Raw genomic sequence first — 22,647 nt, forward strand, 5'->3', positions numbered from 1 at the left:
CACACCGCACGTCGGGCCAGGTCAGGCACAACGTACAAATCGAACGTTACTCGCAGGCGAACTCTTCGCCCTCGTAGACGAACGTGCCACCGCTGCCGTCGATGCAGTTCTCGATGTACAGGTCGACGACGCCGCCCATGACGGTGAAGATGAGGATCAGCGCGATCGTCGCCAGGATCGTGAAGATCGCCCCGAGGATGATGCCCGCGAGCGCCGGACCGTTCGAGAACCCGGCCTTCTTCGACTGCACGAACGCGACGATGCTGAGGACCAGGCCGACGATCGGCATGAAGAAGGCGAGGACGAGGCCGACGATGCCCATCGTCTTGCCCGGGACGCTCCCGCTCCGCGCGGGCTGCTGGCCGTAGGAGTCCGGGGTGCCGGGTGCCTGGGGATAGCCCGGCTGACCGTACGGGGCCGACTGCCCGTACTGACCGGGCTGGCCGGACTGGCCGTACTGCGGCGGGCCGGGCTGCGCGGGCTGCTGCCCGTACGCCGGTGGTGTCGACGAGTCGGGCTTCTGGCCGTCGGGGACTCCGTACGGGTCAGGGGTCTGTCCGCTCATGATGCTCCTTGGTTCTCGGGCCGAATGTCGGCTCGCGACGGGTTCTTCGTCGCGAACCTAGCCCACTCGCGCCCGGTTGTCCGTCGTTCGACGACGGCGCGCGGCCGGCGACGTTCAGCGCGGCCGGCCGACGCGGATCGCGAACCGCATCATCGCCACCACGAACGCGGCGACGACGAAGACTGCGCCGACCAGGTGGTGGCTGATCTCGAAGCCCTCGTCCCCCCACACCTGGTACGCGACGAGGACGCCCGCGTACCGGACCATGTTGGCGACGAGGACGATCCCGAGCGCCTCACCGAGGCCGCCGAGCACGGCGCGGACCGGGAACCGGGCGAGGCCGAGCGTGACCGCACCGAGGACCAGGAGCGGGACGGCGAGGACGACGGTCGAGCACATGAACGTGATCTGCACACCGATGCTCTGGCCCGTCCCGCCGCCGATGGCGGCGATGTCCCCGATCGCGCGCGAGGTGCCGCCGGTCACCGGACCGGCGACCCACGCGAGCAGGCTCGCCTCTGCCGCCCGGACGGCTGCGGAGCGTGCCACGAGCAGCACCGCGGCGCCGAGGACCGCCGCTGCGCCGAGCACGCGCGCCGGGTTGCTCACGTGCGCCGGTGCGGGCAGCGCGGCGGCGGTCACGCGGCCCGCCAGGCGTCGAGCTCGATCACGTCCGCGTCAGCGCCTCCGGCCCCGGGAAGCGCGGGAGACCTGGCAGTCGCGCCGGCGGGCTTCACCGCGCGTGCCTGGTCCAGGACAGCGGCCTGCACCCCGGCCCCGACGCGTGCGGTCTTCTCCCAGCCCGAGTGACCGCGCAGCACACGCCCTGCGGCGCGGACGAGCACGGGGTAGGTCGTGTAGGAGTAGAGCCAGTACCCGAACCCGCGGACGACGGCACGCCCGATGCTCGAGTCCGGGTCGTCCCGGGACCGGTAGACGAACGCCCAGAGCACGAACGGGCCGATGCCGGTGAGCATCGTCAGCGGCACGAGCCACCATGCGGCGGCGAGGAGGGTGGCCGTCGTGTGCGTGGCCACCGCGCCGGTGACGACGAAGGCGGCGATCACCGGCCAGATCACGACCCCGAGCAGGCCGAGCCACGGGATCGAGAGGAAGTAGAGGCTCTCGACGACGCCCGCGTTGGTGAATCCGGGCGATGCGACGATCTTCGGCGCGTACGCCGCGCACTGCATCCCGCCCTGGGTCCAGCGCGTGCGCTGGCGCAGGTACGGGCACATGGCGGGCAGCGCCTCCTGCCGCACGACGGCGTCGTGGACGTAGCGGGTGCGGTACCCGGCGAGCATCGTGTGGATGCCGAGCTCGTAGTCCTCCAGGAGCGCTCCGTGCCACGGCTCGCCGTACGTCTCGCCGATCGCGTCGAGCGCCACGAGCCGGGTGAACTGACCGTTGCCGCCCATGCCCGCCGAGGCGGTGCGCAGCCGCAGGGTCTGCATCGCGGCGATCGTGGTGCGGAACTCGATGTCCTGGCTCCGCAGCAGCCACCGGGCGCGGGCGTTGCGGAGCCAGGCCCGCACACCCGTGCCCGCGTGCATCTTTCGGCCGGTGTTGTTCATCGCGACCGACGCCTGGGCGGCGCCGACCTCGGGGTCGAGGAAGACGTCCTTTCCGCTCATGTGCTCGAGCGCCCCGGGGACGAGCTCGCCGTCGGCGTCGATCACCCCGACGACGACCCGGTCGTCGGAGACGCCGGAGAGCTCGTCTCCGGCGGTCGCCCGCCAGGCGTGCAGGGCGTGGTAGGCGGCGTTGAGGGCCGCGCCCTTGCCCTGTCGCGCGTCAGGTCGTCGGCGCTCGACGAGGTGGACGCGGGGGTGCGCGGATGCCCACCTCGAGACGATCTGCGGCGTCGCGTCGTCGCTCGCGTCGTCGATCACCCACACGTGCACGGACGGGAAGTCCCGCGTGAAGCGCGTGAGGGTCTCGTCGATCACGAGCTCCTCGTCGAGGCAGGGCACGAACATGTGCCACTCGAAGAGGTGCGCCAGCCCGCGCCGTGCACGCCGTCGTCCCAGGAACGGGACGAGGATCAGCGTGACGTACGCGAGGAACATGACCAGCAGGACGAATCCGACGACGTTGACCGTGGTCTCGAGGGTGGACATCGGTACGTCCTACCGTTGACGACGCGCGAGTCGCGCCGAGCGGTAGACGAGAAGCGCGCCGACGGCGAGCAGGACGACGGCGAGGACGACGGCCAGGGAGGTCGCTCCCGTGGCCGCGAGCGTGCCCGCGGTGGTGCCGGCGGCACCGGCTGCGGTCTTGTACATGAGGTCTCCTGATCCGTGTCGCGCTCAGACGGTCCGACGGCGCAGTGCCGCGGTCCCGAGTCCGACGACGGCAAGGAAGGCGACCGTGGCCGCCCCGACTCCCGCGGTGGCGACCGGGATCGGCCGGGCCACGACGATGGTCACGGTCGCGACGTCCGAGGTGCAGTCCCCGACCGTGAGCGTGTAGGTGAACGAGTCCTCTCCGGCGAAGCCGGCGTCCGGCGTGTAGGTCACCATGCCGTCCTCGCCGAGCGAGACCGTGCCGTGGGCAGGCTCGTCGCCCAGCTCGACGACGGTCTCCGCGTCGGCAGTCGTGTCGTTCTCGGTCACGACGACGTCGGTCGGCTCTCCCTCCGCGGTCGCGGCCTCGTCGTCCCGTGCGACGAGGTCCTCGGGGACGCAGACCGGGACGTCGGGCACGACGATCGGACTCGTCGTCTCGCAGGCGGCGTCGTCGTAGACCGCGGGCCAGCCGGGATCGATCGTGTAGCTGCGCTGCGGGTTGCCGTCAGTGCCGACGTCGTTGCCGATCGCGAGCATGAAGTCGAGCCGGTCGACCGACGCTCCCCCGAAGTCGGTCATCGCCCGGCCGTTGACCGTGGCGTTCGAGTTGTCGAAGTCCTTGACGTTCCCGTTCGCGCTGAACCCCGACGTCTGGGTTCCCAGCGGGTCGCCGTCGACGGTCACACCTCCGACGATCTGCTGCGCGATGACATGGTTGCCGGAGGTGCCGCGGGACGAGTCCACCTGGCTTCCGTCGCTGAGACCGACGACCAGCCCCATCTCACGGTTGCCCGGATCTCCCGAGGTCCCGTCGAGGTCTCCCATCCCGAACTCGGCTCCCGCCACGATCGCCGGGTCGAACTCGGCGCTCGCGTACGCGAACCTGCTGAACTGCCGTCCGTTGCGGTCGAACGCCCCGCGAGGCTGAGCACCGAACGTGGTCAGCCCTTCGTCACCCGACGGCCACTGCGTGCCGGAGTCGGGGTAGACGGAGCCGCGGTTCGAGACCAGCCCGGTGCTGAACCGGATCGTCTGCGCACCGACCGTGAGCTCCCCGCCGGCTGCCGCGACGTCGTAGAAGTGGATCAGCTCGTCGGCGCGACCCTCGGCCGAGCAGTTCGAGTCCAGCGGGCCCGTGACGACGTTCGTGAGCGCGCCGTCGCCGATGCCCTCGGGGCCGACCGTCACCTGATAGGTGACGGTGACCGTCTCGCCCGCACCGATCGGCCCGGCCCACTCCAGCTCGTCGCCGGAGACCTCGGCCGTTCCCGGGCCGCCGACGACGTCGTCCCAGGTGGCGTCGTCGAGCACGCCGGAGAGGTCGTCGGAGAAGGTGGCCGGGTCGTCGGCCGTGTACGGCTCGTCGCGGGTGTTGGTCAGGCTCACCTCGTAGGTGACGACCTGGCCGGGGGCGATGTCGCCGTCCGCGTCGGAGACCTTGGTCATCACGAGGTCGGCGTCCGACGTCTCGACAGCGGTCTGGAGGGCGTGGCTGGGTTGCGCCGCGGTGGCGGCTGTCGGGATCGCGAGTGCGCCGCCGACAAGGACGGCGACGGCAGCGACGGCTGGCGTGTGTCGAGACATGGAGATTCCTCGGCTCTGGTCGGTTCACACGCCAGGCGGCATGCGTGGTGAGACTCAGAGGACAGGACCATCGGCAGGTCGCGTGATGACGGTTGCGCAGAGTGAGCCATCCCACTCGTTCCTGCCGTCATGATCGGCTCCGGCGGCGGTCTCAATGGGTGGAGGTACCAATGCCCACGACAGTGCAGGGGTCGCAACACCATGCGGACACCCCGGAAGCGCCCGAGACCGACATCGAGCTGATCAACCGCACCCGCTCCGGTGACCCCGAGGCGTACGCGGAGCTCTGGGAGCGCCACCACGACGCCGTCCGCGGAGCCGCACGGCGCATCACCCGTGCGTTCGACCCCGACGACCTGACGCAGGAGGCCTTCTCCCGCACGTTCGCGGCCCTGCAGGACGGCCGCGGACCCCGCACGACGTTCCGGCCGTACCTGTACGCGACCGTCCGCAACCTCGCGGCGTCCTGGTCGTCGTCGGACTCCGTGTCGGTCGACCCCGAGCAGTTCGAGGCCGTCGGTCCCACCCAGGAGTTCGAGTCGGAGCTCGTCGACCGGACCGTCACGGCGCGCGCGTTCCGCACGCTTCCCGACGAGTGGCGCACCGTCCTCTGGTATGTCGACGTCGAGGGGATGAGCGCCACCGAGGTCGCGCCGATCCTCGGGTCGACCCCCAACGCCGTCGCTGCCCTCACCTACCGCGCCCGCGAGGGGCTTCGTCGTGCCTGGATCGACACGCACGCGGAGTCCACCAGCGAGGACCCCGAGTGCGTCTGGACGGTCTCGCACCTGTCCGCCTACGTGCGGGACGGACTGTCGCGCCGCAAGCGCAACCGCGTCGAGGACCACCTCACCACGTGCACCGCGTGCTCGATCCTCGCGGAGCAGCTCGACGAGGTGGCGTCCTCCCTGCGGGCGATCCTCGTCCCGCTGGTCCTCGGCCCCGCGGTGGTGATCGGGGGCGAGTCCGTCGGACCTGCCGCGATCCTCCCCGCCCAGGCGTCGGGCGTGACCGCCGAGCAGGCGCGCACGGCGGCAGAGGCAGGGCGCAACGGCTGGCACCACCCGTTCACCACGCACCCCAAGGCCTCCTGGGGTCTGACCGCGTCGATCGTCGCGGTCGCGGTCACGAGCCTCGCGCTCACGACTCTCGGTGGCGACGCGGCACCGGAGGCCAGTGCCTCCCCGCTCGCCGACCCGCCGACGACGTCCGAGCCGAGCGACCGTCCGACGGACGACCTCGAGCCCGGGCCGACGAGCGCTCCGGAGGAGAAGAGCACCGAGGACGGGAGTTCGGACGGCGAGGGTACGGACGCGGGCTCTGACGCCCCGGCCGGCGCCACGGCCGAACCCGAGGTCGAGGATCCGGCCGACGAGGCGGCGGAGGAATCCGGGGCCGACGCTGTCCGGCGGACGCAGGACGCCGACGACGCACCGACGAGTGCCTCGGAGGACGACCCCGAGCCCCCGGTGGTCGAGAGCTCGGCGTCGCCGGACGCGTCGACACCCGCCCCGGAGACGGCCACCGAGCCGGACGCGGCCGACCCGACCGTCGAGCCGGATCCCGCACCTGCGCCCGACGTCGCCGCACCCGAGCTCCTCCACCCGGACCCCGGCGCCAAGGTCGCGCTCCGCGACGTCGACGGCTCGGGGACGGCCGACGACCTGCTGGTGTGGATCGCGGGCGACCCCGACCGCGTCGTGGCGATCTCGATCGACGGCGGGGCCGAGAAGCAGCTCGTCGTCACCGAGGACGCGGTGCCCTACTTCCTGCGCTCGGTCTCAGCCGGAGGGCACACGCTCACCGCGCGCTACCTCGACGGCTCCGGGAGCGTGAGCGTCTCGTTCACCGCTGTGCCCTGAGTCGACCGACCCTCAATCGACCAGCGCGTCGACGATCTCTTCCCCCGCGGGCGTCGCGAGGATGTTGCTGACCCGCCCGTCGGTGGGGTGCGGGAGCCGGGCGACCAGCCCGGACGACTCGAGCCGTTGGACGATCCCGGTGACGGTCGACGGGGTCGAGTCGAGGAGCTCTCCGATCCGATACGCGGTGAGGACCCCGTGCAGCTTGAGCAGCGCGAGGACCTTGAGCTGCTGGAGCGGCACGTCGACACCGACGAGGGCCTCGAGCCTCCGGTCCGCCACGACGTCTCCCGTGGAGCCTGCCTCAGACATCGTCGCCCCCGACCCTCTTGAGCTCGCGCCGACCGGCGAGGGTCAGGACGTACTCCCGCCCCGTACGCCGCCCGTCGGCCACCATCTGGCGGACGAAGCCCGCGTTCTCGAGCATCGTCAGGTGCGCGCGGACCGTCGTGACCGGGCCGCCGACGGCGTCGATCAGCACGTCCTTCTGCACCGGGCCGCTCCGCAGCGTTCGCAGGACACGGGTGCGCAGCTCGGGGCTCTCGGCCGTCGTCACGGGCGGCACGGCCGGAGGGCGCGGCGTCGGGCCGACGATGGCGTCGATCTCGAGCCGCCCTTTGCGGGTCAGCCGCAGGTCGGCCTCCGCACCCGCACCAGAGGCCGCGACGGCCTCGAGCATGCCCAGCCCGGCGAGACGAGCGATCGTCGCGCGCACCTCCCCCGACCCTCCGTCGAGCACGCGTTCGGCGGTCGACGGTTTCGCCAGACCACGAAGCCCGACGTAGGCGAGTATCCGCAGCTCTTGCACGGTCCGGTCCGTGACGATGACGGCGTTGAGGCGCGTGTTCCGCGCAGCGTTGGGGCTCACACTGGTCAGGACCGCGGCACGGCTCCCGCATGACGCCTGAGGAACGCGACCTTCACCACAGCTCGAGCTCGGTCGCGGTGGAGAGCATCTCGTCGAGCATCGCGGACGTCGCGGGCCCCGGTTCGCGCCGAGTCTCCCGGTGCCGGGCGACGAGACGGCGGGACCCGAGCCCCGGAAGCCTGACGACCTCGACCCCGTCGGGGAGGTCCTCCTGGAGCGCCAGGGCCGGCACGAGCGCGATCCCCTGGCCTGCCGCGACGAGCGCGAGGGCGACGTCGAAGTCGTAGTAGGAGTGCCGCGTCGGCAGGGTCGTCCCCATCTGGGCCCCGACGCGGGCGAGTGCGCGCGCCGCCGCCGTGCTGCGCTCTGGACCGAGCCACGCGGCGTCGCGCAGGTCCTCGAGCTGGCTCGGGGTCGGGAACGCCGACGGGGTCACCAGCCGCCACGGCTCGTCGATCAGCACGACCTCGCGCTGGCCGCGGGGAACGGTGGCGTCCGACTCCTCGTCGCTCTCGATGATCACGAGGTCGAAGTCACCGGCCCGGAGCCCGCGCAACGCGTCGACGGGCTCGGCCTCGGTCACGATCAGGTCGACGCCGGGGTAGTCCTCGGGGAGCCGGGCGAGCAGCGGTGCGATCACGGCGCGGATCCCTGTCTGGACGGCACCGACGCGGACCCGTCCCGAGACGTCGTCGCCCATGGTGGCGAGCTCGCGCCGCGCCTCGACCAGCTCGTTCTCGATCCGTTCCGCGGCGTCGGCGAGCACACGGCCCGCCGGGGTGAGGGTCACGCCGCGCGGCCCGCGCTCGAGGACCTGCACGCCTTCCTCGGCCTCGAGACGCTGGATCTGCTGAGAGACGGCCGACGGCGTCACGTGCATGACGTCCGCCGCCGCGAGCACCCCTCCGGTGCGGTAGACGGCCAGGAGAAAGGCAAGCCTTCGTGGGTCTGTTGCCATGTAGCAATACTAAACAGTGGATGCAGAGTTGTTCGATTGCGCTGAAGCCACGTCGTGTCTCAGAATGGTCACGTCGCCAGCAGCAACGCCTGGAGCGCCAGGGCTGACACGTATCCCTCACCCACCTGCTTTACCTCGTCGGAGACACCTATGTCCGCATTCTTTGACCAAGCCGTCATGCTCCTCGGCTGGATCAGCGCCCTCGCCGGCGCCATCGCCTACTGCCTCGCCTCGCGCGGCGTGTGGGACGCGAAGTCTGTGCGGTTCCAGGTGACGAACATGACCGCGGCCGGACTGATGATCGTCGTCGGGGCCGTCAACGGCATCTGGCCCTCGGTCGCCGCCAACATGGTGTGGGTCGTCATCGGGGTCAACACCCTGCTGGTCGTCTTCTCCTCCCGTCGCGCCGACCGCCGCGCGGCTGCCGTCGCAGCCGCCCAGGCCGAGCTCGTCGACCCGTTCGTCGAGGTCGTCGACCCGGACGAGCCCAGCGCCTACACCTACACGTTCGCCGACACCCTCAGCGACGCCCTCGTCGCCCCGGCGCACGGCGACGCCCCCGGCGAGTTCGTGCTCGAGCAGACCCCCAAGCCCGCGGACGTCTCGCTCGTCGCCTGACCCGCTCCACGCAGAAGGTCCCCGCCCGGACGACCGGGCGGGGACCTTTTGCGTCAGGGAAGAACGTCAGCGGCCGAGCGTCGACTGCCAGGCCACGATCCGCTCGACCGCCTCGGCCACGACCTCGGGCGACGCGGCGAACGACAGCCGCACCCAGTCACCGCCGCCCTCGGGATCGAAGTCCGTCCCTGGCGTGAGCGCGACACCGGCCTCGGCGAGCAGGCGTGCGCAGTACTCGACGGACCCCATCCCGAACCGGTTGATGTTGCCGTACAGGTAGAACGCGCCGTCGGCCGGCGCCACCGGGTCCCACCCGAGGTCCGCCGTGCGTCGAAGCAGGAGCTCGCGCGACGCCGCGTAGTACGCGACCGACTCCGCCGCGGCGGCCATGCCCTCGTCCCCGAGCGCGACCACGCCGGCGTGCTGGGCGAGCGCCGGAGGGCAGAGCGCGACGTTGCCGGCGAGCGCCTCGACGGGCCCGACGAGGTCGTCGGGAAGGACGAGCCACCCAATCCGCCACCCCGTCATGCCCCAGTACTTGGAGAACGAGCTCACGACGACGGCTCCCGCGTCCCGGTAGGCCGCTGCGGTCGGGGCTCCGGCCGGTGAGCCCGCGGGAAGGCCCGGGGTCTCGACGTCGCCGCCGGTGATGCCGTGGTAGATCTCGTCGCTGATCAGCCGCACGTCGTGGTCGGCGCACCAGTCGGCGATCGTCCGCAGCTCACGGGCGTCGACCATCGTGCCCGTCGGGTTGGCGGGGCTGGCGAGGATCAGCCCGTCGAGGCCGCCCTCGTAGTAGGCCTCCATCAGGCGAGGGACGGTCGGCTGGTACCGCTCGGCGGGGCCGCAGTCGAGCTCGACGACGTCGCAGCCCAGCGAGCGCAGGATGTTCGCGTAGGCGGGGTAGCCGGGTCGGGCGAGCGCGACCCGGTCGCCGGGGTCGAACGCGGCGAGGAACGCGAGCAGGAACCCGCCGGAGGACCCCGTGGTGACGGCGACGTGCCCGGGCTCGACCGCGACGTCGTACCACCGGGCGTAGTGCTCGGCGATGCCGGTCCGCAGTGCGGGGATGCCCATCGCCTCGGTGTACCCGAGGTCGCCGTCGCGCATGATGTCGGCGGCGTGCCGGCGGACCACGTCGGCCGCACCGGATCCCGGCTCACCGGCGCAGAGGTTGAGGATCGACTCCCCCGCCGCACGCCGCGCGTTGGCCTCGGCGAGCACCCCCATGACCGCGAACGGCCGGACGTGGGCCCGGCGCGAGACCTTCACCGCGGGGCGCTCCCGACGGTCTGCTCCGCCCCGACTCCGGGGACTGCTCGATCGCTCACCACCCGGCGGGCGACGTCGACGAGCTTCACGTTGGACTCCTGCGAGATCCGGCTGAGCACCTCGAACGCCCGCTCCGCAGAGATCCCGTACCGCTCCATGCAGATTCCCTGGGCCTGGCCGATGATCGTGCGGCCCTGGACGGCGCTCTGCAGCTGGTCCTCGGTCCGCGCGGCGTCGAGGGCCGCGGCGGCGACGGCCGCGAACGTGGTGGCGAGTGTCTGGTCCGGCCCGTCGAACGCGCCGCGCTCGGTGCCGTAGAGGTTCAGGGCCCCGTGGTTCGTGTCGGTCGTGAAGAGCTGGATGCAGAGCATCGACCCCACGCCGAGCTCTGCGACGCGCGGCCCCCACGTCGGCCAGCGCGGGTCGTGCGCCAGGTCAGGCGTGGAGACGATCTCGGTCTCGCGGATCGCGTCGAGGCAGGGCCCCTCGTCGAGCTCGTACTGCAGCTCGTCCCCGCGCCCCCCGACGGCATCGGACGCCGCAGGGGTCTCGATCCGGCCGCGACGGGCGACGAGGGAGATCGACGCCGAGGCGCACCCGTCGATCATCGCCACGGCGCGCTCGACCACCCGGTCGAGGGTCGACCCGAGGCTGTCCTCGTCCGCGAGCAGCCGTACCGCCCGGGCGATCTCACCGTGCAGGCCGAGGCTGACCTCGGTCTCCTCGAGCTCCTTCGTCATGGCCCATCCTCCGCGCTCCTGAGGTCCGGACGGACCCGGACCTCAGGATACGTGGCGGATTCCGGGGCAGCACGGGCCTCGGGATCCCGCCGGGACTGCGCGCGCCTCAGCTGAACTTGCGGGTGAGCTGGGCGTTGCGGGGGCGTCGCTTGTCGGCCGACGTGAGGTCTCCGAGCACCCCGTCGACGAGCTGACCGGCCTCGGACCCGAGCCCGGGGCCGTCGTCGAGCGCCTCGACGAGGAGCACCGCGACGTCGTGGACCCGCAGCCCGGCACGGCTCGAGTGCCACACCAGCCGGTCGGCGGCCGCGGCGTCGTCGATCCCGTAGACGGCCATCAGCACGCCCTTGGCGCGCTCGACGAGGATGCGTTCGCTGCCCCGCTGCTCGACGGCGCGGGTGATCTCGGCCTCGCGCATCTGGTTCTGCGCGGCCGACTGGTCCACCACGTAGCCGGCGATCTCGGCGATCTTGCCGTTCGCGTCCCGGCGGCCCTGCCCGGTCACGGTCACGGTGCGTGTCCGTCCGCGCCCGTCGACGATGCGGTGGAGGAAGCTGAAGGGACGACCCGTGCGACGGCAGCGGGAGATCTCCCGCGCGATCGTCCCGCGGTCGTCCTGGTGCTTGCGTGCCGCGAGGAGCTCGGCGCTCGGCTCGACGTCGCCGGGTCGGTACCCGAGCATCTCGTAGACCTCGTCGGACCACCACCAGGTGCCCTTGGCGAGGTCGGTGCGGTACTGGCCGATGGGGAGTGCATGTCCACCGCCGAGTGCGTCCTCGACGGTGACGTCCCAGGGGGTGGTGACGGGCTCGACTTCTTCAGCAGACATGACAGGTCCTCTCGGAGGAGAGTTCACGGAGCCGCTTCTTGACGCCGGGGCCAACGTAACCGAAACGTGACCCGAGTGCACCCCGGAGTGCTGCCGGCTGCGTCAGGGGTTGAGCGTCAGCCGCCTCTCGACGACGTCGCGGGCCACCTCGACGAGCCGCTCGCCCCGGACGAAGCCGCGCGCCCGGAGGACCGAGACCGCCGACTGCGGGGAGACACCGAGCTGTGCGGCCACCATCCCGGTGGCCCGGTGAACGATCGCCTGGTCGGCCCACTCGTCGTCCCGGATCAGCTCCGGGACGTCGCACGTGTCCACGAGCGTCAGCGCCGCGTGGTCCACGAGCACCTGGGCGACCTCGTCGGGGACGCTCAGGGAGCGGTCGGTCTCCGCGAACAGCACGAGGACCCCGAGCACCCGGTCCGGAGAGCGCAGCGGGAAGGCGGTCAGTCGGGCCGCGCCGAGGGAATCGGCGGCCGCGACGTAGACGGGCCACCGCCCGGACGCCTCGCCCAGGGTCACGGTGCGCGCGTCGGAGCCCTCGAACGCCGCACGGGCCGGGCCCTCGCCGTAGCAGATCTCAAGGTCGGCGAGCTCCTCGGCCGTCGCGCCCGACGCGTGCACGACCGCGTGGACGTCCCCCGGTGCCGCCACCGTGAGGTACCCGCCGTCGGCGCCGAGCAGCACGATGCAGGCGTCCAGGATCTCGGGCGCGGTCGCACGGGTGCCACCGCTCGCCGCGAGTCGCGCGTCGAGGCTGTCCAGCAGCCTGCCTGCTCTCTGCACGATTCCACCCCTGTCCGTCGAGTTCGCCTGACCCGTCGAGATCGTCGTGGGATCACTCTCGCAGGCTGACCGGGCCTCGCACGTCAGAAGGTTCGGCGCGGGCGTAGGAGGCCGGGTGAAATCGTCAGATTCCGTCCTCGGCCATCGCGTCGGCGCCGTGCTCGACGACCGCGTCGGCGACGGCCCGCAGCTTCACGTTGCCCCCGATCGAGGTCGACCGGAGGATCTCGAAGGCCTCCTCGGCACTCACGCCCCGGGCGGCCATCAGCACTCCCTTGGCCTGCTCGATCACGGCCGCGCTCTCCCGGAAGCGCTCGACCGAGGTCCGCACCCCGGCGTCGGCCACGACCCGGTGCGGCTCGGTCACGTCCACGGTGTACCCGTCGACCCGCACCACCACCCCGGCGTCGTCCGCGTGCGCCGTGCCGGTCGCGACGACGTACCGGGTGGTACCGGCGGTGTCGACGATCCGGTGCCAGAGCGCGAAGTCGCCCGGGGTGGTCGCGATCATCTGCACGAGCTCGACGTAGCGCTCCCTGTCCTCGGGGTGCTTGTGCGAGATCGCCAGCTCTCGCGTGGGTACGACCTCGCCCGGCTCGAAGCCGTACAGTCGAAACATCCCGTCGGACCAGCGGGTCTCGGAGGTCGCGGGATTCCAGGTAAAACGTCCAACACGTGACGAAAAGTGCAGATCGTCAGGATTGGGAGCGCCCATGCGCCCTCACATTCAGCTCGTGCTCGTCGGACCGTGGTCTCGATCCTGGCTGATATTACTCCGGAACCGCCCGTCGTCTTTGTGGTGCGTCCCCGACGCGGTTCAATGGAAGAAGGCACGACAGCCGTCGTGCACATCTCCACCGAAAGAGAACATCATGGACTTCTGGCAGGTCTTCTGGCTCATGGTCTGGGCCTTCTTCTTTGTCGCTTACCTCATCGTGCTCTTCCAGATCATCGCCGACCTCTTCCGTGACGAAGAGCTCTCCGGCTGGTGGAAGGCGCTCTGGATCATCGCGCTGCTCTTCATCCCCGTCATCACCGCGCTGATCTACCTGATCGCGCGTGGCCGCGGGATGTCGCGTCGTCAGATGCAGCTCGTCGAGCGGCGCAAGGCTGAGACGGACGACTACATCCGCACGGTGGCGACCGCGTCCCCGGCGGAGCAGATCGCCCAGGCCAAGGCACTGCTCGCCGACGGCTCGATCAACGAGGCCGAGTTCGAGGTTCTCAAGGCGAAGGCGATCAACAGCAACTGACTTTCTCGTTGCTGACTTTGCTTCACCCTGCTGCGGCCGGGCACTGACCAAGAATTCAGTGCCCGGCCGCTGTAGCGTTCGCACCATGACACGTCGAGTGGTTCCCGTCGTCCTCGTCGTCCTCGCCGTGATCTTCGCGATCATCGCGGTCCCCGCGCGGTACGTGCACGCCAACGTGCTCGACACCGAGGGCTACGTAGAGATGGTGGGCCCGCTCGCGAGCGACCCGGCCGTCCAGCAGACCGTGGCCGACGCGGTCACCGAGGCCGTCGTCGACCAGGTCGACCTCCAGGCCTACGCCGAGGAGGCGCTGAGCTCCCTCGCCGAGGGGGAACGCGTCCCCGACGGAGTCACCCGCCTCGCGCCGGTCATCGCCAACCAGACCGAGGCCCTGATCCAGCGCACGAGCGAGAAGCTCGTGCAGTCGCAGCAGTTCGCCGAGATCTGGGTCAAGGCCAACCAGGTCGGCCACGGCGCCGCGACGTCCATCCTCTCGGAGGAGGACCGCGAGTACGTGGACGTCGAGAACGGCGTCATCTCCATCCCGCTCGACCCCGTCGTCGAGGCCCTCAAGGTCCGGCTCGTCGACGCCGGCCTCGACATCGCCGAGCAGATCGAGCCCCAGGGTCGCAGCATCGTGCTGATCGACTCCGCGGAGCTCGGCACCGCGCAGGCGGCCCTTGCCTGGTTCGACCGCATCGCGTTCCTGCTGCCGTTCCTCGTGATCGGACTCGTCGCCGGTGCCGCCGCCGTCGCCCGACGCCGCGCGCGCACCGTCCTGATCGCCGCGTGCTGCCTCGCCGCCGTCAGCGCGATCCTCGCGGCGGGGATCGCGATCGGCCGCGCGGTGTACCTCGGAGACCTGGGCGTCAGCATCGTCTCGCTCGAGACCGTCAATGCCGTCGCCGATGCGTTCGTCGGTCCCCTGACGGCTCAGCTGTGGTGGACCACCGCGTTCTGGGTCCTCGTCGCCGTCGTCGCCGGGTTCTGGCCGTGGGCCGCCCCGCGTGTCCGCGAGCGCCTCGCGCGCCGCGGGGACCACGGCGAGGCCGCGGCCGTCACCGACTGACCCGACGATCAGGCCCAGGACTCACGACCGGGACGCCCGCCCAGGGCCCACACCCGATACAAGGACTCACGCCCCAGGCTCACGACCGGGATGGCACGACCGGGATGCACGACGACGGGGCGTCGCACCAGGACTTGTCCCGGTGCGACGCCCCGTCAGGCGTCTCTGCCTACCTGCTGAACCCGCTCCGGCGACGCACCCCGGCGATCATCAGGCCGCCGGCGAGGAGGAACCCGAGGGCGAGTGCCACGAGTCCTGCGAGCTCCGCGCCCGTCTGCGGCAGCGCCGGTGACGGGGGCGCCGGAGCGGCGGGGGGAGCCAGCGGGAAGCTGACCTCGTCGCAGGGCCATCCGTCCTCGTCGGTGCCGTCGGTGCACTCGCCCGGAGCGGGCGGCGTGAGGTCACCACAGTCGGGGACGGTCGTGCAGCCCGGTCCGGCCGGCTGGAACGCGACGTTGTCGACGCTCCCGTCCCCGCCGTCGGTCAGCGTCACGGTGTAGGTCAGCGTGACGGACTCACCGGCCGGGATCGGCCCGGACCAGATGATCTGCGGCTCGACGTACGCGAGATCACCCGCGTCGGGCGAGACCGTCGCGTCGTCGTTGTAGGTGCCGTCGTCGAGCACCCCGGACAGGTCGTCGACCACGGTGGCCGGCGACTCGTCGGTGTAGTCGGAGCTGCCCGTGTTCGTCGCGACGACCGTGTACGTCACCACGTCGCCGATCGAGGCCGGGTCGGGCACGTCGGCCGACTTGTCGATGGTCAGGCCACGGTCACCGACGGGCACCTCGGTGGTGCAGTCGAGGTCGTCGGGCCCACAGCTTGCCTCGGGAGGACCGGAGACGACGTTGACCAGGTCCCCGTTGCCGGCCGGCGGGTCGTCGACCGTCACCGTGTAGGAAATCGTCACGACCTGCCCCGGGGCGAGCGGACCCGTCCAGGTCAGCTCGGGCTCGGCGTAGGCGAGGGCTCCGACGTCGACGCCGTCGACCTGCGCCGTCGCGTCGTCGTTGAACGTCGCGTCGTCGAGCACGTCGGTGAGGTCGTCCGTCACGACCACGGGGGTCTCGTCGGTGTAGGAGAACGTGCCGGTGTTGGTCACGTCCACCGTGTACCGCACGGTCTGTCCCGGGCCGGCCTCCTCGCCGGCGTCCGAGGTCTTGACGATCTCGAGCGCCCGCACGGGCGTGGTGGTCTGGCAGTTCTCGTCCTCACCGTCGGCCGGGTCGCACGTGGACTCGGGGAGACCGGTGACGACGTTCGCCAGGCTTCCGTCGCCCTCCGGCGGGTCGTCCACGGTCACCGTGTAGGTGATGACGATCGACTCCTCGAGTCCGAGGGGACCGCTCCACGTGAGCGTGTCGCCGTCGATCTCCGCGACGCCCTGGTCGGGCGACACGCTCGGCCCCCCGGTGACGGTGGCGTCGTCGAGCACACCCGAGAGGTCGTCCATGACGACGGCGGGGTCGTCCTCGGTGTAGGCCGCCTCGCCCGTGTTGGTCACGGTGACCGTGTAGGTCACGTCGCCGCCCGGCAGGACGTGGTCCTCGCCGTCCGCCGTCGTGGCCACCTTGGCGATCGAGTACCCCTTGACAGGGGTGGTGGTGGTCCCGCACGGCAGGCCCGTCTCCGGGTCGATGCCGTCCGGCCCGCACTCCGGGGTCACCGGCGGCTCGGGCACGCACGTCTCGCCCTCAGGGCACTCCGGCGGCGTCGGCGTCTGGAACGCGACGTTCGCCAGGACTCCGTCCGCGCCCTCGCCGGGCGGGTCGTCCACGGTCACGGAGTACGTCAGCGTGACGCTCTCCCCACCGGGGATCGGCCCCACCCACTGGAGGTACGGCTCGGTGAAGGTGAACTCACCACTCTCGGGGTCTGCCGCCGCGTCGTCGTTGTACGTGGCGTCGTCGAGCACGCCGCTGAGGTCGTCGGCGACGGTCGCCGGGTACTCGTCGGTGTAGGGCACCTGGCTGAGGTTCTCCACCGTCACCGTGTAGGTGACGACGTCGCCCGGCACCACCGGGGCGTCGGGATCGACCGTCTTGGTCAGGTCGAGCTGACGCTCGGGCAGGACCACGAAGCAGCCGGGGTCCGTCGGGTCGGTGCAGGTCGACTCCTCCGGGCCGGTGACCGAGTTCGCCAGGAACCCGTCTCCGCTGAGCGGGTCGTTGACGTCGACGACGTACGTCACCGTCACGGTCTCCCCGAGATCCAGGGGTCCGCTCCAGCTCAGCACGGGCTCGCTGTACGTCGCGTCGGGCGGCGTCGTGGCGCCGTCGGACGTCGTCGTGATCGAGCCCTCGTCGAGCGTCGCGTCGTCCAGCACCTCGCTGAGGTCGTCGTCGAACGACGCCGGGTCCTCCGTGGTGTAGACGAACCCGCCGGTGTTGGTGATCGTGATCTCGTAGGTCACGCTCTCGCCCGGATCCACCTGCACCTCGCTCGCGTCGACCGCCTGCTTGACGATCTCCAGCCCGCGGACGGGCGTGGTCACGGAGCAGTCCGGGTCTTCCGAGCCCTCGACGCAGTTCGCCTCGGGCGGACCGGAGATGACGTTCACGAGCGAGCCGTCCCCTGTCGCCGGGTCGTTGACCGTGACGTCGTAGGTGATGGTGACGGTCTCGCCGATCGCCAGCGCGCCGGACCAGGAGAGCGTCGGCTCGGTGTACGTCGGCAGGTCCGGCGTGCTCGCGCCGTCCGACGACGCCGTGAACGACTCCTCGTCGAGCGTCGCGTCGTCGATGACGTCCGTGAGGTCGTCCGAGACGGTCGCGGGGTCGTCGAGGGTGTAGTCGACCTCGCCGGTGTTCTCGACCGTCACGGTGTACGTGACCGTGTCGCCCGGGACGACGGAGCTGCCGCCCGAGGACGACTTCGAGAGCGCGAGCGCCGGCTCGAGCGTCGGCACCTCGGTGCCGCAGTCGACGTCCGGTTCCTCGGCGTCCTCCTCACAGTTCGACTCGGGCGGTCCCGTGACGGTGTTCGTCATCGTCCCGTCGCCCGTAGCCGGGTCGTTGACCGTCAACGTGTAGGTCAGCGTCACCGTCTCGCCGACGGCGAGCGGACCGGTCCACGTCAGGGTCGGCTCCGTGTAGGTCGGGAGGTCGGGCGTCCCGTCCAGGTTCGACTCGGCCGTGAACGAGTCCTCGTCGAGCGTCGCGTCGTCGACGACGTCGGTCAGGTCGTCGGTGACCGTCAGCAGGTCCGGGTCCTCGTAGGCGGCGCCACCGGTGTTCGTGATCGTCACCGTATAGGTCACGTCGTCACCGAGCGCGACACCGTCGGCCGGGTCGACGGTCTTGCTCAGCTCGACCGAGCGCACCGGCGTCGTGACCGTGCAGCCGGGATCCGTGCCCTCGACGCAGTTGGACTCCGGCGGCCCCTCGATCACGTTGGTGATGACGCCGTCCGCGTCGTCACCGGGCGGGTCGTCGACCGTCACCGTGTAGGTGATCGTCACGGTATCGCCCGGGTCGAGCGCGCCGGACCACCTGATCGTCGGCTCGCTGTACACCGGCGCGTCCGGCGTGTTCGGACCGTCGCTGGTCGCCGCGAGGGACGTCTCGTCGAGCGTCGCGTCGTCGATGACGTCGGTCAGGTCGTCGGCCACGGTCGCGGGGTCGTCGACCGTGTACGGCACCGTGCCGGTGTTCTGCACGGTGACCTCGTAGGCGATCTCGTCGCCCGGCAGCACGGCGTCGCCCGCATCGGAGGTCTTCTGCAGCGTGAGCAGCCGGACCGGGGTCGTGGTCGTGCAGTCCGGGTCTTCGGAGTCGGGCGGGCAGTTGGACTCCGGCGGTCCGGCGACGACGTTCGTGAGCTCGCCGTCGCCCTCGTCCGGGTCGTCCACGGTCACCGAGTACGTGATGGTCACCGTCTCGCCCGCAGGGATCGGGCCGAGCCACGAGAGTGTCGGCAGGGCGGAGTCGTCCGTCGTCCCCACCGGCGATCCGTCCAGGGTCGCCTCGAGGTCCCCGTTGTACGTCGCGTCGTCGAGCACCTCGGTGAGGTCGTCGTCGACGTAGGCGGGACTCGTGTTCGTGTAGTCCGTCGTCCCGGTGTTCTGCACCTCGACGGTGTACTCCACCACGCTGCCCGGGACGACGGGGTCGTCCGCGGACGCGACGGACTTCTCGATCGCCAGGCCGGGTACGGGCAGGGTCACGGCACAGTCGGGGTCGGACGGCACCGCGTCGGGGTCACAGTTCGACTCCGGCGGGCCGGTGACCACGTTGACGAGCTCGGCGCCGTCGGCCAACGGGTCGTCGAGCACGACGGAGTAGGTGACGGTCACCGTCTCGCCGACCGCCAGGGGGCCGGACCACGACAGCTCCGGTTCGACGTACACGACCTCGCCCTGTCCGACCGGGTCGATCGCCGCGTCGTCGTTGTACGTCGCGTTCGTCAGCACGTCGGTCAGGTCATCGTCGAACGTCGCCGGGTTCTCGGCGGTGTAGTCGACCTGCCCCGAGTTCTCGATCGCGACCTCGTACGTGACCGTCTGCCCGGCGGTGAGCTCCTCGCCTCCGTCCGAGGTCTTGGTGATGGTCAGGCCCGGGATGTTCGTGGTCGTCGTGCAGTCAGGATCCTGCGGGACGGCGTCCGGGTCGCAGTTCGACTCGGGCGGACCCTCGACGGTGTTCGTCATCACGCCGTCGCCCGTCGTCGGGTCGTCCACGGTGACGGTGTAGTCGATCGTCACCGAGTCGCCCACGGCGATCGGACCGCTCCAGGTCAGGAACGGGTCGCTGAAGTCGACGGTCCCGACGTCGGGCGTGACGGTGACGTCCGCGACGTCGAAGGTCGCGTCGTCGAGCACCTCGCTCAGGTCGTCGGAGATGACGGCCGGGGACGCGTCGGTGTAGTCGACCTCACCGGTGTTCTCGACCGTGATGGAGTACGCGACCTCATCGCCGGGGTCGGCGACCTGGTCCGCGGGGCCGGACTTTGCGATGGTCAGGCCCGGCTCGGGGACAGGGGCGAAGAACTCGACGTCCGCGCAGTTCGGGGAGTTCAGGCCCACGAGGTCGGTGACGTTCGTGTCGGGGCAGTTCGCATAGGCGACGTTCGGGTCACCGGTGGCGGGGACCTCGGACGTGACGTCCATCGACACGGTGCAGGAGACGGTGTCGACGGCAAGCCCTCCGTCGGTCAGCGTGACCTCGTTGCCCCCGGCCTCGCCGGCGAACACGGGGGCCGCCTCGCAGTCGGTCGTGTAGTTGACCGGGTCGGCGAGCACGAGACCGTCGGGGAGCGTGTCCGTGAAGCCCCACCCCTGCTTGTCCCCGAGCTCGGACGTGTTGGTGATCGTGAACGTCATCGTCGAGGACTCGCCGGTGGGCAGCAGCACCGGGTCGAAGCTCTTGTCGAGCTGCGGGGTGACGTCCACCAGTCGCACGTTGTCGTAGGCAGCGTCGTTGCCGATGCCCGAGAGCGTGTCGTTCAGGAGGTCGAGATCGACGCTGCTCCCGGTCACCAGGAGCGCCGCCGGTGCGGGCGTGTCGAGGACGTTGACCGGGCTGATCAGATCGTTCTGCCGAACGCCGTCGATGACCTCGGCATCTGGGTCCGTACAGGGATTGACCGAATCGGTCGTGATGGATGCGCCGCTGTCGGAGTCGGTCAGGGTGAAGAAGAGCTCTGGGTTGTTCGCGGCACACTCGGCCGCGGTGGTCACCGAGCCCGTGATGAACCGACTGGGCACGGGAATCGTGATCGGGTCGACGGTCGAGAACATCAGCTTGTTCGGGACGCCACCGTTGCTCCCGGACGGAATGTTGTTCGTCGTGTAGGACGAGACGGCGGTGTTCGTGTTGCTCGCGGGCTGACCGAAGTACTGTCCGATCGCGTCAGGGATGGCAGTCAACGCCTGCCACCGGTTGTTGCTCTGGGCTCCGGACCCACCGTCCGCCGTGCACCAGGAGTTCGCGTTGCGCGGGCTCGTCCGGTCAAGGACGAAGCCGTTGCACCGGCCAAGGTTGTCCCAGTAGATGCTTGACGTGTAGGTCTCTCCGAGCGCGCCGACGTAGTTGCCGAGCCGCTCGATCTGCGGCGGGTTCAGCCGGTTCTCGAAGTCCTCGGCCCATACCTCCACCGGGTCGCCGGGAACACCCGGATTCCCCGCGATCGCCGGGAGCACGGCGGCGGGCGCCGGCGCCGGCACCGCAGCCGTCGCGAAGGCAGGCGCGACGGCCGGGACGCCGGAAGGCGCGGCCACCGCAGCACCGGCGGTGCCGAAGATCAGAGCCCCCGCGGTGAGGGCGGCGGCCCAGCCGAAGCCGAGCCGGTGCGTCGTTCTCGCGGTCATGAGGTTCCCCTTGTCCGTCACGTGCTGCAGAAGGCGGCGAGGTCGTCGAACGGCATCGTCCTCCCCTGTTCTGACACGTGCCCCGGAGGGCGGCAACCGGGCGCCGGTCTGCCGTGTCCGGTTCTGCACGCCTTTTCACAGAGTGGCCGATTCCCCAGGCACGATCGTTATCGTTCTGTGACCCGCAGCACAGACAGCGCTCAGGTGCGGGTGGGGGCGACACGTCCACCGGCCGGTAGTCTCCGCCCCATGACGCATGCACTCCCCCGGCGGAGGTCCACCCGGTGAGCCTCACCACCGGACTCGCGATCGTCGTCGCGCTCGGGGTCTTCGGGCAGGTGATCGCCCGCCGCATCAACGTTCCCTCGATCCTCGTGCTCCTGGGACTGGGGCTCGTGATCGGCCCGCTGTCCGGGGTGCTCGACCCCGACGAGGTCTTCGGCACCTCGCTCTTTCCCGTCGTGTCGCTCGGCGTCGGGCTCCTGCTCTTCGAGGAGTCGCTCAAGCTCGACGCCCGACGTCTGCGCGGGGGTGCCCGCAGGCCGGTCGTCGGCCTCGTCACGGTCGGTGCGCTGATCACCGGTGTGGGGGCGAGCCTCGCGGCGTACTGGGTCCTCGACGTCACGGCGGGCGAGGCCGCGGTGATCGGGTCGATCGTCATCGTCTCCGGGCCGACCGTCGTCGGTCCCCTGCTGTCCATCATCCGGCCGCGCGAGCCGGTCGGGTCTGTCCTCGCCTTCGAGGGGATCTTCATCGATCCCATCGGGGCGACGATCGCGCTGACCGTGGCGAACGTCGTCCTGTACGAGGAGGCGCCGCGGTTGTTCACCACAGCGTTCACGGGCCTGTGGACAGGACTGCTCGCCGCAGTCGTCTACGTCGTCGTGGTGCGGTGGGGCAGGGTCCCGCCGGGCACCGAGGTGATCCTGGCCGTCGCGTTCGCGTTCGTCACGTTCGCGGGCGCCGAGGAGGTCCAGTCGGAGTCGGGGCTCTGGGCGATGACCACGCTGGGCGTCGTGCTCGCCAACCAGCGCCTGGTCCCGATCGAGCCGCTGCACGAGTTCGGCGGGCACCTGGGCATGCTGCTCGTCGGCTCGCTCTTCATCCTGCTCTCGGCGCGGATCGACGTCGGGGAGCTGATCACGTACGGCGGAGCCACCGTCCTGATCGTCGTCCTGCTCGTGCTCGTCGTGCGGCCCGTGGCGACCGCCGTCGCGACGGCGGGGACGAGCCTCGACCGCCGCGAGCGCGGGCTCGTCGCCTGGATGGCTCCCCGGGGGATCGTCGCGGCATCGACCGCATCGGTCTTCGCCCTCGAGTTCGAGGAGGCGGGCCGGCCGTTCCCCGAGCTCGTCCCGGTCGTCTTCGGCATCATCGTCCTCACGGCCCTGGTCTACGGGCTCAGCGGTCCGGCTGTGGCGAAGGCTCTCGGTCTGCGCTCCGGGGACCCGGAGCCGCTCGACGACGACGGCGTCCCCGTGTCGGTCCCCGGCGAGTCGACCGCACGCCTGACGATCGCCACGGCACGCGTGGTCCGCGAGGGCGGGGTCGAGCACACGATCCGCCGTCTCCACCGCCCGCTCCCCGGCCCGCCGGACGACGACGCGGGCCCCACCGCCTGAGCGGCAGGGCCCCCACGTGTCGCGGAACC

19 protein-coding genes are annotated in these 22,647 nt (G+C 71.0%); 5 read left to right on the top strand and 14 right to left on the bottom strand.

Annotated elements, in window-relative coordinates; genetic code table 11:
• Positions 1-46: 46 nt before the first annotated feature.
• The 5 genes from Q343_RS15235 to Q343_RS0113195 form a co-directional block, all read right to left on the bottom strand.
• A complete protein-coding gene (locus tag Q343_RS15235; RefSeq protein WP_052367237.1) occupies positions 47-565 on the bottom strand; it encodes a DUF4190 domain-containing protein in 519 nt (172 codons plus the stop codon).
• 114 nt (positions 566-679) lie between these two features.
• Positions 680-1,207, bottom strand: coding sequence for an archaeosortase/exosortase family protein (locus tag Q343_RS0113180; RefSeq protein WP_029254030.1), 528 nt, complete (start codon positions 1,205-1,207; stop codon positions 680-682).
• Positions 1,204-2,685, bottom strand: coding sequence for an XrtP-associated glycosyltransferase (locus Q343_RS0113185; protein WP_081829849.1), 1,482 nt, complete (start codon positions 2,683-2,685; stop codon positions 1,204-1,206). Before Q343_RS0113185 ends, Q343_RS0113180 begins: the two co-directional genes overlap by 4 nt.
• A gap of 9 nt (positions 2,686-2,694) precedes the next feature.
• Positions 2,695-2,850 carry a hypothetical protein gene (locus Q343_RS15240; protein WP_155990759.1) on the bottom strand — a complete coding sequence of 52 codons (156 nt, stop codon included), beginning with the start codon at positions 2,848-2,850 and terminating at the stop codon, positions 2,695-2,697.
• Positions 2,851-2,874: 24 nt separating this feature from the next.
• Positions 2,875-4,437 carry an Ig-like domain-containing protein gene (locus Q343_RS0113195; RefSeq protein WP_029254032.1) on the bottom strand — a complete coding sequence of 521 codons (1,563 nt, stop codon included), beginning with the start codon at positions 4,435-4,437 and terminating at the stop codon, positions 2,875-2,877.
• Positions 4,438-4,607: 170 nt separating this feature from the next.
• Here Q343_RS0113195 and Q343_RS14685 point away from each other — a divergent pair, with 170 nt between their 5' ends.
• Positions 4,608-6,299 (top strand): sigma-70 family RNA polymerase sigma factor, encoded by a 1,692-nt coding sequence (locus Q343_RS14685; protein ID WP_052367238.1) that lies wholly within the window; start codon positions 4,608-4,610, stop codon positions 6,297-6,299.
• Between the two features lie 12 nt (positions 6,300-6,311).
• Here the strand turns inward: Q343_RS14685 and Q343_RS0113205 are convergent, their stop codons facing one another.
• From Q343_RS0113205 to Q343_RS0113215, 3 genes are read right to left on the bottom strand one after another with little or no spacing between them, the layout of a single operon-like run.
• Complete coding sequence (locus tag Q343_RS0113205) at positions 6,312-6,611, bottom strand: MarR family winged helix-turn-helix transcriptional regulator (RefSeq protein ID WP_081829850.1); 300 nt, start codon at positions 6,609-6,611, stop codon at positions 6,312-6,314.
• Entirely contained in the window at positions 6,604-7,167 is a 564-nt protein-coding gene (locus Q343_RS0113210) for a DprA-like winged helix domain-containing protein (protein WP_029254035.1), read from the bottom strand. The genes Q343_RS0113205 and Q343_RS0113210 overlap by 8 nt, the downstream gene beginning before the upstream one ends.
• 52 nt (positions 7,168-7,219) lie before the next feature.
• A complete protein-coding gene (locus tag Q343_RS0113215; RefSeq protein ID WP_029254036.1) occupies positions 7,220-8,125 on the bottom strand; it encodes a LysR family transcriptional regulator in 906 nt (301 codons plus the stop codon).
• A 150-nt stretch (positions 8,126-8,275) separates the two neighbouring features.
• On the opposite strand from Q343_RS0113215, the gene Q343_RS15505 reads away from it, so the two are divergent.
• Positions 8,276-8,743 (top strand): CBU_0592 family membrane protein, encoded by a 468-nt coding sequence (locus tag Q343_RS15505; RefSeq protein ID WP_197675410.1) that lies wholly within the window; start codon positions 8,276-8,278, stop codon positions 8,741-8,743.
• Positions 8,744-8,809: 66 nt separating this feature from the next.
• On the opposite strand, the gene Q343_RS0113225 is transcribed toward Q343_RS15505, so the two are convergent.
• The 5 genes from Q343_RS0113225 to Q343_RS0113245 all read right to left on the bottom strand — a co-directional run bounded on the left by Q343_RS0113225 (position 8,810) and on the right by Q343_RS0113245 (position 13,082).
• Positions 8,810-10,015 carry a pyridoxal phosphate-dependent aminotransferase gene (locus Q343_RS0113225; RefSeq protein ID WP_029254038.1) on the bottom strand — a complete coding sequence of 402 codons (1,206 nt, stop codon included), beginning with the start codon at positions 10,013-10,015 and terminating at the stop codon, positions 8,810-8,812.
• Entirely contained in the window at positions 10,012-10,755 is a 744-nt protein-coding gene (locus Q343_RS0113230; RefSeq protein ID WP_052367241.1) for a GAF and ANTAR domain-containing protein, read from the bottom strand. Before Q343_RS0113230 ends, Q343_RS0113225 begins: the two co-directional genes overlap by 4 nt.
• A gap of 106 nt (positions 10,756-10,861) precedes the next feature.
• Positions 10,862-11,584 carry a PAS and ANTAR domain-containing protein gene (locus Q343_RS0113235; RefSeq protein ID WP_052367242.1) on the bottom strand — a complete coding sequence of 241 codons (723 nt, stop codon included), beginning with the start codon at positions 11,582-11,584 and terminating at the stop codon, positions 10,862-10,864.
• 102 nt (positions 11,585-11,686) lie between these two features.
• Positions 11,687-12,367, bottom strand: a complete 681-nt coding sequence (locus Q343_RS0113240; protein ID WP_029254041.1) for a GAF and ANTAR domain-containing protein — start codon at positions 12,365-12,367, stop codon at positions 11,687-11,689.
• 124 nt (positions 12,368-12,491) lie between these two features.
• A complete protein-coding gene (locus tag Q343_RS0113245) occupies positions 12,492-13,082 on the bottom strand; it encodes a PAS and ANTAR domain-containing protein (RefSeq protein WP_081829851.1) in 591 nt (196 codons plus the stop codon).
• A gap of 157 nt (positions 13,083-13,239) precedes the next feature.
• Between Q343_RS0113245 and Q343_RS0113250 the strand changes: the two genes are divergently transcribed.
• Together Q343_RS0113250 and Q343_RS0113255 are read left to right on the top strand one after the other, a co-directional pair.
• Positions 13,240-13,620 carry a PLDc N-terminal domain-containing protein gene (locus Q343_RS0113250; protein WP_029254043.1) on the top strand — a complete coding sequence of 127 codons (381 nt, stop codon included), beginning with the start codon at positions 13,240-13,242 and terminating at the stop codon, positions 13,618-13,620.
• A gap of 85 nt (positions 13,621-13,705) precedes the next feature.
• Positions 13,706-14,689, top strand: coding sequence for a hypothetical protein (locus Q343_RS0113255; RefSeq protein WP_155990760.1), 984 nt, complete (start codon positions 13,706-13,708; stop codon positions 14,687-14,689).
• A gap of 169 nt (positions 14,690-14,858) precedes the next feature.
• On the opposite strand, the gene Q343_RS0113260 is transcribed toward Q343_RS0113255, so the two are convergent.
• Positions 14,859-20,996: a DUF7927 domain-containing protein gene (locus tag Q343_RS0113260; protein ID WP_155990761.1), complete on the bottom strand. Its 6,138-nt coding sequence runs from the start codon at positions 20,994-20,996 to the stop codon at positions 14,859-14,861.
• 284 nt (positions 20,997-21,280) lie between these two features.
• Here Q343_RS0113260 and Q343_RS0113265 point away from each other — a divergent pair, with 284 nt between their 5' ends.
• Complete coding sequence (locus Q343_RS0113265) at positions 21,281-22,618, top strand: cation:proton antiporter (protein ID WP_052367245.1); 1,338 nt, start codon at positions 21,281-21,283, stop codon at positions 22,616-22,618.
• Positions 22,619-22,647 lie beyond the last annotated feature (29 nt).

It is taken from the genome of Paraoerskovia marina DSM 21750 (assembly GCF_000701465.1).
Taxonomy (GTDB): Bacteria; Actinomycetota; Actinomycetes; order Actinomycetales; family Cellulomonadaceae; genus Paraoerskovia; species Paraoerskovia marina.

Coding starts and splice junctions, on each gene's coding strand:
- Q343_RS15235 (WP_052367237.1), bottom strand. CDS start 565: ATGAGCGGACAGACCCCTGACCCGTACGGAGTCCCCGACGGCCAGAAG.
- Q343_RS0113185 (WP_081829849.1), bottom strand. CDS start 2,685: ATGTCCACCCTCGAGACCACGGTCAACGTCGTCGGATTCGTCCTGCTG.
- Q343_RS15240 (WP_155990759.1), bottom strand. CDS start 2,850: ATGTACAAGACCGCAGCCGGTGCCGCCGGCACCACCGCGGGCACGCTC.
- Q343_RS0113195 (WP_029254032.1), bottom strand. CDS start 4,437: ATGTCTCGACACACGCCAGCCGTCGCTGCCGTCGCCGTCCTTGTCGGC.
- Q343_RS14685 (WP_052367238.1), top strand. CDS start 4,608: ATGCCCACGACAGTGCAGGGGTCGCAACACCATGCGGACACCCCGGAA.
- Q343_RS0113205 (WP_081829850.1), bottom strand. CDS start 6,611: ATGTCTGAGGCAGGCTCCACGGGAGACGTCGTGGCGGACCGGAGGCTC.
- Q343_RS0113215 (WP_029254036.1), bottom strand. CDS start 8,125: ATGGCAACAGACCCACGAAGGCTTGCCTTTCTCCTGGCCGTCTACCGC.
- Q343_RS15505 (WP_197675410.1), top strand. CDS start 8,276: ATGTCCGCATTCTTTGACCAAGCCGTCATGCTCCTCGGCTGGATCAGC.
- Q343_RS0113230 (WP_052367241.1), bottom strand. CDS start 10,755: ATGACGAAGGAGCTCGAGGAGACCGAGGTCAGCCTCGGCCTGCACGGT.
- Q343_RS0113235 (WP_052367242.1), bottom strand. CDS start 11,584: ATGTCTGCTGAAGAAGTCGAGCCCGTCACCACCCCCTGGGACGTCACC.
- Q343_RS0113245 (WP_081829851.1), bottom strand. CDS start 13,082: ATGGGCGCTCCCAATCCTGACGATCTGCACTTTTCGTCACGTGTTGGA.
- Q343_RS0113250 (WP_029254043.1), top strand. CDS start 13,240: ATGGACTTCTGGCAGGTCTTCTGGCTCATGGTCTGGGCCTTCTTCTTT.
- Q343_RS0113255 (WP_155990760.1), top strand. CDS start 13,706: ATGACACGTCGAGTGGTTCCCGTCGTCCTCGTCGTCCTCGCCGTGATC.
- Q343_RS0113260 (WP_155990761.1), bottom strand. CDS start 20,996: ATGACCGCGAGAACGACGCACCGGCTCGGCTTCGGCTGGGCCGCCGCC.